This is a genomic window from Olivibacter sitiensis DSM 17696 (assembly GCF_000427965.1).
In the GTDB taxonomy this organism is placed as follows: domain Bacteria; phylum Bacteroidota; class Bacteroidia; order Sphingobacteriales; family Sphingobacteriaceae; genus Olivibacter; species Olivibacter sitiensis.
This window is the reverse complement of the sequence record NZ_ATZA01000069.1, coordinates 1-12,941: the sequence shown is the minus strand read 5'-3', so window position 1 is coordinate 12,941 and position 12,941 is coordinate 1. Positions and strand designations below refer to the sequence as shown.

Here is a 12,941-nt window from a genome sequence, read left to right as displayed (position 1 = left end):
TGGGCATAGGAGGCCTTGTAGACCCCTTTGGGATTACTGTTGCGCTTAACCTCCCGGCTGACTACCGATTTGTCCCTGCCGATGATAACGGCGATCTCCGAGATCTTCTTTCCGCTCGCTCTGTAAGCCTGGATTTCGTACCTTTGTTCCAGGGTTAAATGTGATTTTTCCATTCGCAATTCAAAAGTCGTTTTTTTCCCTTAAACATGCCAATTGGGGGTACCCCCAATTGGCATGTTTATTTCAACCTTTGTTGCATTTCTTAATTGAACTTACGAGAGCTGCAATTCATTAGACATAACATGCCTCGTAACATGGTCTCCATGATCGTTTACAGAACGAAAGAGGAACGCTGGAAGGTGTTGTACGAACTTGAACGCTATCCTCTTGAACAAAATCCAAAAATAGTCCAAGCTGCACGAGAAATCCTTTACGCAGTCACAGGACTTGACTTCGAAGAAGAGCAGGCTAAGCGCAGAAACTCGCAAAATTCATAAACGTTAGGTTATGTCTGCAAACGCTGTCATAGTAGAATTATCCAAACAGATTGCCCATTTGCAATCCCAATATGATGCGTTGCTAATTGAAAACCAAAAACTACAAACACTTACTACTGCAAAAGTAAATAGAAAATCCCAAAGCCAACTTCCTAAAAAAGCGAATGTGCATTTTGATAAATCTGTTCATGTGCTAAAAGAGAAAAGGCTTATGGAATTATCACAACAATATCGCGATGAACTCGAATTCATCCGCGCAAGGTATCCGCGATGGAATCCTGATATATAGTTCTTTGACATAGAGGGGTGAAGCGCTTCCCAGTGAAAGCACTGGGAGTGGAGCCGGTGATAAGCCGGAAGTGAAAAGTGTTCCCCAAGTCCTATCGTGTTATTTCATAATGCAGATAAGACAAGGGTTGAGCTGCCGGAAGATAAGAAAACCGTTCGTGAGCCGTTTTCAAATCCCTTCTGTACAGAAGGACGTGGTAACCCCGATCAAAAATTGTACAAAAAATGAATTACTTCACAGCTGGTAGTGACAATGTCGTGTCTAGGTTCGAAGCCGACTACCAGCGCAAAAATAATCGCGAAGATATGGAAAATATTACTCACCTTGGAAGAATTGATCGTGCAATCGCAGAAAATCTTTCCGATATCCGTGTAAGTTTCGAGGATTATGCAGGTTTAGCTTTGGATTTTATCATTTTTATATCCAAACGGATAAAGTATGATCTATTTGGATACACTTGCTTTACACTACAGGAATTTTGTGAGGCTACAGGTCGAAATAGAGGTGATCTTGCACAGAAATTACCTGCTGAATATCTTGATAAAAAGAAGCCACACACTGTTGAAGGATACCGATTCGAAACAGTTTTCGAACATCTTTTAATACAATTAATGAAAACTAACCTGCTTTTCAGCAACGTTTACACCACTAAAGACAGAAACGAGACGGTTAAGATTGAATCCATAAGGATTATCCGCGATGTGCAACTAAATTATAACAGACGTTCTAATGAAATAAAACGTTATGAAGTGCGATTAAGCCCTGAACTTTTGGATGGTTTTATTAAAAGGTACTATACTATTGATACCGAGGCCTACAAGTTGGCTGGGAAAGGTAGAGGTCGCGAAAACAGACAGGCTGTTGTTATATACCTATCCGTTCTAAGGCATCTATTGTTTTCACAAAACAATAATGTAACGACCATTAAAATGGACGTTATAAGTAGTTACTTGAACACGGAGAATAAAAAGACCTTTCATCAAAAAGAAATGGTAGATAATGTCCTTAAATTAATCAGGGATAAAGCCAAATTTCCTTTTAACTACAAGTTTGTTTCGGGTTCGAAAAATTATACATACTACATTGAATTATCCTTTCTTCCAGCCTATTCAAAGGCAACATTTCTCAAAGAACATAATTTTTATTATGGTTTATTGGATGACCTGAAATTGCTGTATAATTCCAAATACAAAGACCTTGTTCATAGAGATAAAGAGCCGTTTCAGGCTTGGTTAACCACTAGGAAAGTTGATGTGAAGGAAAAGGTACAGGTTCTTAAGAAGGTTTACGCAAAAGCCTTTGCAATAAACCTAACGGACAATCAGGCAATGAATATATATTTCAAGGGATTGAAAGAGCCTTAATTTGCTGTCGAGTGTTTCGATATTGCTGTCGAGTGTTTCGATGGCACTGTCGAGTGTTTCGATGGCATTGTCGAGTGTTTCGATAGCACTGTCGAGTGTTTCGATAGCACTGTCGAGTGTTTCGATAGCACTGTCGAGTATTTCGATGGCTGTCGAGTGTTTCGATGGCTGTTTCAAACATAAAAACCCCTAGAGGCATTTTAAACGCAACTCATTGTCGAGTATTTCGAGCAATATATATACTATATATAGAAATATATAACCTTATTTATAAAAAAAAAGATTTTCGACTTTCAACTGAAATAAATAGGTGTCGCTGCGCGACCTTTTTTATTTGTTGCAAGCGAAAAAGAAAAAGCAGAATATTATGAATATTGCCCAAATTAAGGAACGAATTTTAATTTCCGATTTTTTAAATCGCGAAGGTTTCAAGCCCCAGCGGTACAACGGTATTACGGCTACGTACAAAGCTCCATACCGTGCCGATCGTGACGGCTCCCTTGTCGTAAATGATAAAAAAGGAGTATGGTTTGACCATGGTGAAGGTAAGGGTGGAACGATCATCGAATTGGGTCTACTGCTTTACAACACCCAAAGCGTTGAAAGTGTTGTTGGTAGAATCAATCGGATATATAACGACCTTCCTGTAGAAAAAATTCCAAATAGAAACGATTTGCAAGACCGTGAGCGACCCAAACCACATGAAGTGGTTCGCACCAAGCCTTTAGGAAATAACTTCGCTATATCGTCTTATTTGCAGTCCCGAGGAATATTGGACGAAGCGGTTCGATCCAAAAAAGTCGTAGAAGTGTACTATGATCACATCAGGGAAAACGGTGAACGAAAGCGCTATTTCGGAGCTGGATGGAAAAATGAATCCGGTGGCTTCGATATCCGCTCCAAATTCGGAAAGATTTGCATAGACAAAAAAGATGTACTGATCATGAACGGGAATTCAGGAAAGTCGAACGTGTTTGAGGGAATGATTAACTTTCTATCCGCACTCAAAGAAAAGACGGTTTCCTTGAAAGACACCAACATCGTCATGAACACTTTATCCCTGTCGGGTAAAACTATTGATAAACTCAAATCTGATCCGCCCAAAGAATTGAATCTGTTTTTAGACAATGGAACCGGTGGAAATAAATTCACCGAGCTTTTCCGAAGCAATTTTCCTTCACTGGTTGACAGGCGTGACCTGTATTCAGGTTTTGAGGACTACAATGAAAAAATTATGGCTGATTTAGAAAAAAAAACGATAAGCTATAGTCGATAATACCCTAGTCAATCGCGGCTGTGCCAGCTGTGCCATTTCTCAACCAAAATCATTCGTTATGCTTAAAAAGACATTATCTTATTTATTCATCATTCCGGTGGGATTACTCGCCGAAACGGGGTCATATTTACTATGCACCCATGTGATCGTGGAAATCTGCTCCCTTTACAATCTGATGATCAATATTGAAAGGATTCAGATTCTAGGAATTATCATATTGATTTTTTTAGTAAAAAATTTCTGTTTTTATGAAATACGGCTTCCGCTTAAGAACAGGTACTATAAAAAATCTTATAAGAATATAGCATGGGCAAGGGGTCAGGATTGGGGGGGGGCTTATACCAATATTCACTAGAATATGCTTTTTATTGATTATTTGGTTAAATGCCTATATTTATCATTACATATTCACTCACATTCCTTTGTAGTGTATACCAAACCATCATTATACCATAACTCCTTTTTACCAATACATTTTTATACCAAAAAACCGTACTACATTAGTATAATGATATAAAAATACCATTACACCATTATATCATTACACCAAACAACCAGCTATAGTTGATAATACCATAGTCAATCGCGGTTGAGCCAGCTGTGCCATTTTCAACCAAAATCATTCGTTATGCTTAAAAATAGACTGTCTTATTTATTGATAGGGGTTGTGACTATTATTGCCGAAACGTGTTGGTTTTTGCGTTGCCCCCATGTTATCGTGGAAATTTCATCTCTTTACAAGTTGCCCATCAATATTGAAAGGATTCAAATTCTAGGAATTTTCATCTTGATAAGCTTAGTTAAGGATTTTTGTTTTTATGAAATACCACTACCAAGCCATGTTTATACAATGGTATTTCAGTATACTTATTTCAATGTATCATTATACCAAATAACCGTAACACCAGTATACTATTATACCACCACATAGTAGTGTCACCAAACCAACACACCACACAACCAAGCCTTATAAGCTTCGGAAGTTTAATCCAACGTAAGGATTTCTTAAGCGCAAGACTTTTTTCAGCTTTTTACCATGGATAAAAATATCAGAACCGAAATTGTCCCTGATTAGGGAAAGGCCAAATTTCCTTTTTTTTCACCAGTGCGTTTTTTTTAAAAACGGGCTTAAAATAGTCTTCGTTTTTAATTGTGCAGGATGTGTTTTTGTTCCCACAAAAACTCCTGCCCAACCGCAGTTGGGAAGTGGAAATAATCTCGCAACTCGATTATTTATAAGACTATGGAAAACAATAAAACGCCCAAACAACGCAAGGGAGGTAGGCCTGAAAAGGAATCTGCCGGAAAACGGACAGCAGAAATAAAGATCAGATGCTTGGCAGAGGAAAAAAACAAGATCAAATCCTTATCAAAAAGTTTAGGAATAAGCATAACTGATTACATCCTGAAAAGGGCTTTGGAACAAAAAATTGTTGTGAATTATAAGGAAATCCACAAAGAGTTGCATGAAATAGGCACCGAATTTTCACGTGCAGGAAACAATATAAACCAGCTGGCGAAGCATGCTAACGCCATGCATAAAATGGGAAAACTAGACCACTCAATTGTTGAAAGGTTCTCCTTGCTTCTTTCCGATTATGTCAAAAAGAAAGATGAAGTCCGTGTCGTACTAAGAAAAGTAATAAGGGAGTTGTTGAAATGAATGCGATTATTCTAGATAATAAAAAAGGAAAAGCTTCGGCTTCTTCAAAGAATTTCGGAGGGGTTGTATACAACACTAACAAGATGGACAGCGCTAAAGGTGAGTTAATGGCGCTAAGGAATTTCGCTACAATACAAAACGATACGCTTGTCAAACCGGAAGATGTCCGAAATTACCTGTTGAGCATAGCTAAGCTTAATCCGCGTAAGGAAAAAAAGCAGTTTCATGCTGTTATTTCCTGTAATGGAAAAGAGTACGATAAACACCAGCTAACAGAAGCAGCGCACGAGTGGATAAAGAGAATGGGTTATGGTGACAACCCTTATATTATCGTTTTTCATAACGATACTGAAAACAACCATGTACACATCGTATCTTCACGAATCAACGTCAAGACAGGGGCTTCCATTCCTGATTCTTTTGAGAATGTCCGAGCGGTCAAATTCATTGATCAGATCATGAAAGAGAAATATGGATTTGATAGGAAGCTAGAAAAGACCGATTTCACTAAATATAATGTAACCACATTGGCACAGCTTAAATTGCTTTATGAGGTGTCAGGTCATTCATTTTCAGAGGTGTCCGGTGTCCTTAATTTTTACAAAAGGGATCAGCTGGTAACATCGGTGAACAGCTATGATTTTGGCCAGCAGATAAAAAACAATAAAGAGGATAGAAAGCGCGCAGATCAACTAAAGACTATCTTCAAAAAATATTTACCCGATTTTGAAGGTGGCTTAATGCCAGTTCACGAAACCCTTTCGGGTCAACGCCAAGGGAAGCTGGTCGGATACAGGTCGGACTTCACGGATTTTATGCGTGAACGTTTCGGTTTGCAGTTTGTGTTTCATTTCAAAGACGGCAAACCGCCTTATGGTTATACGATCATTGACCATAAAGAGAAGTCAGTTTTTAAAGGATCGTCCATTATGAAGCTACCCGAGTTGAGCAAGTCACCCGATCACAAGGTTAAATTAAGTTATCTTGAAAAGCAAGCGCTGTTATTGTCCGGTTATAACACCGAATCCATTAACCATATCAAGATACTTTCAAAGAAGTTCAGAGTACCGATGTATCGCGTACCTATTACGGATCGGACATTGGGTAAAGAAGAGCGGGAATATTATAAGGATCTACTACAGCTTTACCTGAAAAACAACGACATTTCAACGCTGGGAAAACTTAATATGGAGTTGGCAAAGGAAAATGGTAAGTGGTTTATTATAGACTATGGAGGTAGGACGGTTTTGGAGGCAGAAGATGTAATACCTTCGGATGATCTGAAATCCTTAGACCGAGAACGGCAAATAATAGATTCCATACCTGATGTATCTATATTAAATCCCATTGGTGGGTTTGCCGATATGGCCGCTACCATCGCACCTGATGTTGGCGATGATCCCGACATACATTTTTTAACTTCTCGGCAAAGTTATGTAATAGCGGGAATAGTTATTCTATAGTTAAAATTAAGTTACTGTTAATTCCCAACAAACTTACTTTTCTTTCAATCCTTCCCATAGAACGGTTGCGAGATTCCGCATGTCCTCCTCTTCCAACGGAAAGACTTCCAAAATATGTTTTTTAATACTAATGGTAACCGTACCCATAAAAAGAGAAGCAATGAGATGTATATTGTACGGCCTGATTAACTTTTCTTGAATGCCAAGCTCAAAAAAGGCCGCAAAATTATTTTCCTGAAACTGAATATCCTGACATTGATTGAGCTGAGGATAAGGGGAAGCATAAAATCGATCCATGAAAACAAAATACTGCTGATGCCGGATTAAGTAATGGCAAAGCCTGACAAAGAGCTCCCGGAATTGAGTTTCATAATTAACCGCTTGGATCTCTTTGAGATGAAACATTTCCTGATCTATCTTTTCTCTAAGCTCTTGGTAAAGATGCAGGATCACTGCATCTTTTGACTCAAAATAATAATAAATAGAGCCAGCTGAAATACCAGCTTTTTTGGCCAGTAGATCCATGGACACTCCCAAAAAACCTTCCTGGTTCACGAGTTCCAACAGGCCTTTGAGTATCGCATCTCTTTTATCATGGTCGAGCTGTCTTTTCATAGGAGACTTATTCATCTGATTACATGTATATTAGGCTGGTAAAGCCTGTATCAACTCTTTATAACGGGCTTTGTTCCTCCAATTGATTATTCTTCGTATTGGTGAAGAATGGTACGGAAAGAAAAAGATTATAAGGAGTAATATTAGGCCAATGATGTTTAACATTCCAAAAATATCCCGTAAAGCCAGAAGAGAAGCCTGTGTTTGTATAGCGCGTGGTAGACTTACTCCCCGCAGCACAACCAAAGCGTCTGATTGATCCATGCCGTTTGCCAGGTAGTTCATATTGATTACCTGACGATGGTAATACCAATTGTTTATCAGGTTAGACCAAACTATGGGAACAAGGTAAGAACGGACAAATATCAAAAATGTAACAGAAGGGAAAAATGATTTCATAGGCACATTCCCACCTAAATAGACACCGGCAGTAATGTAGGAAATAATAAGCCCCATTCCCCGGAAAAACAAAGGTAAAAACAGCAAGTCAGGATCTGTTTGCGGATTAATCAGGAAAAATAGCCATACATTACAAATCTGGTAACATAAACAGGAAAAAGCAAAAATATACCTGCAGTCTTTGGTTTTCCTAAAGTATAGATAAGTCAATACACTTCCAATAAGGTAACCCCAAATGACATAGCTGTTGATTTCGGCATTTTTTACCGGATTACCCGGTACAATAATTCCGAGCAAAGAAGTAATCAAGGAAGAACTGCTATAAAATATTCCTAACAAAAATAAAGTTCCCAAGGTTATGGGCAAAGCTCTTGATTTGAATACCTCAAAATCAAACAATTTCCTTTTTATTCGGATATTTCGATGTAAAAAAAGCAGTATGGTGATTACGGCACAAACTGCACCTAATATGATGTAAGGGGAATGGAACCAGTCTTCCGTTAGTCCATAAGTAGTGAAATAGGCTGTGAGCAAAAGCCCCGCAGCTAAAAGTACGGTTCCCAGCCAGTCGTACTGATAGAGCGGGACTCTCTTTTGATGGTCTTCCTCATGCATAAATAGAATAGCAATGAGTAAACTGATAAAGAGTAATAAATTTTGGAAGTGAAAGTTCATTTCCCACTGAATATAATCGGCAAGATAAGCCGCTACCAGACTCGACAGAGCGGGAACAACAATTGCTATTGGATAATAAACACAGTACATTTCATAGCGTTCACCATTAGGCATAATCATTGGCATGAGCTCTCCTAAAAGGCGGGCACTTCCAAATATTTTTATGAAGCCCACGATAAAAGCAGCCATGACCGCCGAAATAGGTGCTGTTGTGTTGGCCAGAACAAAGTTTAAAAATAATAAAATAAGGTAAACAGCTATTAAGAGTCTTTTGCTAGAAGTAAAACTGTTCATGCGGAAAACCAAAGGAATAGCACAAGACATACCGGTATAATAAGCGTAGGAAGCCATGCTTATATCCGCAGGAATACCTGCTTGGTCACTCAGCACGTAGAGACTTATACCGGTAGGTATGCCGTTATTAAAAGAGAGCATTACACTCATTAACAACAATATCCACAAATCCAGCTGTCGGGGTACCCAAGCACGAAATACTCGATCCATCTTCTCTCTACTTTATTTTTTTACCACCACATTCATCCCCGCCCGCAACAGCGCTAATTCTTTCTTTTTGTTTTTCTCATTGAAATCGATGCGAACCGGAATCCGTTGTTGAACCTTAACGAAATTTCCGGTGGAATTATCAACGGGAATGGCGGAATATTTGGAACCGGTTGCTTCAGATATCGCATTGATCGTTCCATAAAAATGTTTTCCCGGAAGAGCATCTACGGTCATCTCCACTTCTTTCCCCAGGGCTATGCTTTTCAATTGCCGTTCCGTGTAATTGGCCGTTACCCATTTTTCATCTCCACGCACAATAGCCCCCAACGATTGCCCGGCTTGTACATATTGTCCTTCTTCAATGATTTTTCTGCCCAGCACTCCGTCATAAGGCGCACGAATCACGGTGTATGAAAGATTTAGTTTAGCTAGATCAAGTGCAGCCTGTGCACGAAGCACATTTGCATCGCTCACGGAAATCTTTTTACGTGTCTCATCGGTGTTCAATTGAGAATTCGTATGCTGGGCCTTTAATGCCTCATATCGGGCTCTCATCGCATCCAACTCTGTTTTTACTTCGTCAAACTGATACTGCGTTACCACATCAGCAGCTAAAAGTCTTTCATAACGGTGATAATTCGTCTCCATGTTTTCCAAACGGGCTTTTAACTCTTCCAGATTGGCATTGGAGACATTAATGCCGTTGCTGGCGATATCTACACCAGAAAGTGTCACATTCTTAGCCGCTTGCGCATCCGCTAAGGCAGCACTCGCATCTGCAACTTTTAATTTATATTCGGCATCTTCAATGAAAACCAAGGTGTCTCCCTTATGAACCGCTTGGTGTTCCCGAAAACGGATTTCTTTAATATAACCGGGTATTCGTACATTAATAGGATTAATATAGGCATCCACTTGGGCATCGTCTGTATAGGCGCTATTGTTCAAGTGGAAGAATACTGCTATTCCCCAAGCGATGGCTGCCAAGACCAAGATCGCGGAAATCCAATTGAAAAGCACAATCCGTTTTCTTCGTTTTACTTCTTTCAGTGCCTGCTTTTCAGCTTTACTTAATGTTTCTGTCGTTATATGTTCGCTCATGTCTAAAATGCTGTCTAATTTTTATTTAGAGTTTTCCGATTGCTTTTTGCAGCTGATACCAGCGGAATAAAATGGATGCCCTTGCATTGTTCATCTGTAATTCGGCATCCAGCTTGGCCGTGCTGGCATCCAGCATGTCCGTTAGCACGGCAAACTGATTATAGTATTTGTTTTCTACGATCTGATAGTTGCTGTTAGCCAATTGGTAACTTTTTTCTAATGAAGCATAATTTCGTTTGGACTCTTGCCATTTTACATAAGCCTGGTGCACCTGTAGTTCTGTCTTTTCCTGTAACAGTTCTGTTTCCTTTTGTTGTTTAGTATATTCCATTTTGGCCAGCTTAATATGCTCTTTGGCGTGGTAAAGCGAAGAGATGTTATAATGTAACCGGATTCCCCCCTGAAAATAATTCATGTACATATCCAATGGGGGAATATCATACAGGAAAGGACGTGCGGTCATGTCCTCTGCATAAAGTGACAGAATAGGTGATTTATCCCCCTTCGCTATTTTAATATCCTGCTGTGCCATATCTTCTCTGACTTGACTGGCCCGGATAACCGGATTGCTAGATAAAGCCTCGTTCAAATGTTGGACAAAGCCAAGGTCTTGTTGTGTAAAAGCAGACAAAGCAGTATCTACCTGAATGGCTGTATGGGTAGGCAGTCCCAATACCACACAAAGTTCCCGGTTAGCAATAGTAATATCGTTAGATACCTGGTCTAAAGCTACTTCAAAATTGGTTAATTGTAATTCCGTCCGGATGATATCGTTCTGGGTCACCATTCCTTCCTGTTTTAATTTCTGGATGTTTTCCATACGTTGCTTGGCCAGCGCAATATTCTGTTCATATATTCTTTTTTCATTGAACATCCGGTACAAATCAAAATACCTCCCTAAGAGTAAAAAACGGATATCTTCCCGGTTTTGCTCATAATTTAAGCCCGCTAATTGTTCAGCTAATTGCGCCTTTTTAATGGTGTTATTGATTTTATTTCCCTGATAGATTATTTGGGAGGCATCCACAATAAAGGACTGACTAATATGTGGCAAACGCGCTGTTTCCCAGTTTTTCCAATGATTGTCCCATACTACAGCATTGCTAATCACGCCCATACTTAAATTCGCCCCAAACTCCGGTAACCGTGCTGATTTTGCTATATCCGTCTGCTGTTCGCTAATGGCTATATCCTGTTTGGCAATCGCCAGTTCTTTACTGTACTCCTCGGCCAAAGTGAAAAGCTCTTCAATCTTAAGCAGCCGGGTTGTACTATCTTGTTGGGCTTTTGCAACCGATGGTATAGTCAGGAAATACAATAGAACAAAACCTATAAATCTGATCATTGTTATAAATAAAACTGTTTGATATTTAACCTTAAGTACAAAAAAATTATGAAAGTGCCTTTTTAGCTAAACGATTAAGCGTATTAGTCGTTTGCTTAATTTCTGTCAGGGAACTTTCAGTAAGCAGGAGCTGAAAAAATTCTTCTTGAAAAGGGGTGAACACGCGTTCATATTGTTTACCCTTTTCCGTCAAACTGATGAGGTTATTTCTTCGGTTATCCGGATTTAAGGTACGGGTAACTAAACCTCTTTTACATAGATTATCTATTAGGGGCGTTATGCTAGCCTTGTTTTTTTGTACAGCATTTGCGATATCCTGTTGATTGACCTCATTCTTTATCCATAAATAAGCCAATACCTGAAACATTTCGTAAGTGAGGTCACTAAGATCACTGGCACGAATTTTCTGCAAAAAGTACTGCTTTATAGCATTTCGCATAGTAATAACGGAATCAATGTAATTCTTAATAATTTGCAGCGATGGCTCGTTTGTGGTGGACCCTTCTTTCATGATGATGCAAAGTTAAATATTTAATTGTTTGGGTGCTTGTGTAATTTTGTAAGCTTTTTGTCAGAATGAAAAAAATAATCCTCATTTTTAAATCTGTGTGCGTCTGCAAGAAATTTTATCTTTGATGCAAGATTGAATGCCCGCAACAATGAATAATGCTCTTGGCCATAAATTTATTAAACCTGATAAGTCAATTTCCGAATTTGTTTATGGGTTTTTCCAAAGGATAGTAAAAGCTTGAGAGCGTTGCTGAATTGATCCAGTTTAAGGCCTTTGTGTAAGCTAGAAGATTATTAGTGTAAACTACAGATCTTTCTGTGTAAGAATTTTCTTTTTCCCGTAGTGTATAGTTATATTCGAGACAGAAGCCTAAAGTAATAATTATGAAAAATTAGTATAGAACCAGAGGCGTCCAAAACGCTGAAAAATAATTAAGGAAAAAGAAGGAGGTACGGCTAAAAAGCCGTATGTTTTGAGTGTCAAAATCAAACATTAACCTCCGATGGTAAATATAAGTTTATTCAGTCAAATGTTGTCGTATTTTCCGAGGGAAAAGTTCGACAGATTGGTAAAAAAGCACCATAGTGATAAGCACAGCAAAGGGATTAACAGCTGGACGCACTTTGTATCGATGCTATTCTGCCATATAGGTGGAGCCGGTTCCGTCCGGGATATCAGTCAGGGTCTCAGGAGCACCACGGGCAACATCAGCCATTTGGGTGTCGTCCGGGTCCCGTGCAAATCGAGCCTGTCCTATATCAACAAACACCGCAGTTACGAGCTTTTCAGAGATTTCTATTACAAGGTGCTGGAAGAATTATGGCAGCAGAACAGCTTTATGCGTACAGGTCTTAAAAGACTGAAAAGGAATGTTTACCTGCTGGATGCCACGGTCATTCCGCTATGTCTGGAGATGTTCGACTGGGCTACTTACCGAAGTAGCAAGGGAGCGGTAAAAATGCATACGGTACTGGATTACGATGGTTGTTTACCCGTCTTTACGGCTATGACAGAAGGAAGTGTACATGAGATCAATGTGGCNAGGAAGCTTTCTTTTCCTGCCGGAAGCGTTGTGGTAATGGACAGGGGGTATGTGGATTACAAATGGCTGAATGTTTTGGACGGCAACAGGAGTTTCTTTGTTACCCGCTCAAAAACCAACATGGCCTATCAGATTGTTAAGGATAATACCGATAAGAGCGAAAAAAACTCCACTATACTCGCCGATCAGCTTATAGC

General features: G+C 39.3%; 12 protein-coding genes. 6 read left to right on the top strand and 6 right to left on the bottom strand.

Annotated elements, in window-relative coordinates:
• A partial coding sequence (locus A37S_RS26885) for a helix-turn-helix domain-containing protein (protein ID WP_084163981.1) occupies window positions 1–173 on the bottom strand: 173 nt, incomplete at its 3' end.
• A 334-nt stretch (window positions 174–507) separates the two neighbouring features.
• On the opposite strand from A37S_RS26885, the gene A37S_RS0121395 reads away from it, so the two are divergent.
• From A37S_RS0121395 to A37S_RS0121370, 5 genes are all read left to right on the top strand, one after another.
• Window positions 508–786 (top strand): hypothetical protein, encoded by a 279-nt coding sequence (locus tag A37S_RS0121395; RefSeq protein ID WP_028298730.1) that lies wholly within the window; start codon window positions 508–510, stop codon window positions 784–786.
• A gap of 224 nt (window positions 787–1,010) precedes the next feature.
• Window positions 1,011–2,150 carry a hypothetical protein gene (locus A37S_RS0121390; protein WP_028298729.1) on the top strand — a complete coding sequence of 380 codons (1,140 nt, stop codon included), beginning with the start codon at window positions 1,011–1,013 and terminating at the stop codon, window positions 2,148–2,150.
• A gap of 367 nt (window positions 2,151–2,517) precedes the next feature.
• Entirely contained in the window at window positions 2,518–3,426 is a 909-nt protein-coding gene (locus A37S_RS0121385) for a hypothetical protein (protein WP_157278994.1), read from the top strand.
• Window positions 3,427–4,669: 1,243 nt separating this feature from the next.
• A complete protein-coding gene (locus A37S_RS0121375; RefSeq protein WP_028298726.1) occupies window positions 4,670–5,089 on the top strand; it encodes a plasmid mobilization protein in 420 nt (139 codons plus the stop codon).
• Window positions 5,086–6,552: a relaxase/mobilization nuclease domain-containing protein gene (locus A37S_RS0121370; protein WP_028298725.1), complete on the top strand. Its 1,467-nt coding sequence runs from the start codon at window positions 5,086–5,088 to the stop codon at window positions 6,550–6,552. Before A37S_RS0121375 ends, A37S_RS0121370 begins: the two co-directional genes overlap by 4 nt.
• Window positions 6,553–6,585: 33 nt before the next feature.
• Here the strand turns inward: A37S_RS0121370 and A37S_RS0121365 are convergent, their stop codons facing one another.
• Genes A37S_RS0121365 through A37S_RS25665 form a run of 5 tightly spaced genes read right to left on the bottom strand, consistent with a single transcriptional unit; the run spans window position 6,586 to window position 11,702 of the window.
• A complete protein-coding gene (locus tag A37S_RS0121365) occupies window positions 6,586–7,167 on the bottom strand; it encodes a TetR/AcrR family transcriptional regulator (RefSeq protein ID WP_169719548.1) in 582 nt (193 codons plus the stop codon).
• Window positions 7,168–7,197: 30 nt separating this feature from the next.
• Window positions 7,198–8,745 carry an MFS transporter gene (locus A37S_RS0121360; protein WP_157278991.1) on the bottom strand — a complete coding sequence of 516 codons (1,548 nt, stop codon included), beginning with the start codon at window positions 8,743–8,745 and terminating at the stop codon, window positions 7,198–7,200.
• 12 nt (window positions 8,746–8,757) lie between these two features.
• On the bottom strand, window positions 8,758–9,846 hold the full coding sequence (locus A37S_RS0121355) for an HlyD family secretion protein (RefSeq protein ID WP_028298722.1): 1,089 nt from the start codon (window positions 9,844–9,846) through the stop codon (window positions 8,758–8,760).
• Between the two features lie 25 nt (window positions 9,847–9,871).
• Window positions 9,872–11,191 carry a TolC family protein gene (locus tag A37S_RS0121350; RefSeq protein WP_028298721.1) on the bottom strand — a complete coding sequence of 440 codons (1,320 nt, stop codon included), beginning with the start codon at window positions 11,189–11,191 and terminating at the stop codon, window positions 9,872–9,874.
• Between the two features lie 46 nt (window positions 11,192–11,237).
• Window positions 11,238–11,702: a MarR family winged helix-turn-helix transcriptional regulator gene (locus A37S_RS25665; RefSeq protein WP_051293375.1), complete on the bottom strand. Its 465-nt coding sequence runs from the start codon at window positions 11,700–11,702 to the stop codon at window positions 11,238–11,240.
• 502 nt (window positions 11,703–12,204) lie between these two features.
• Here A37S_RS25665 and A37S_RS0121340 point away from each other — a divergent pair.
• On the top strand, window positions 12,205–12,941 hold a 737-nt coding region (locus A37S_RS0121340; RefSeq protein WP_028298720.1), incomplete at its 3' end, for an IS4 family transposase.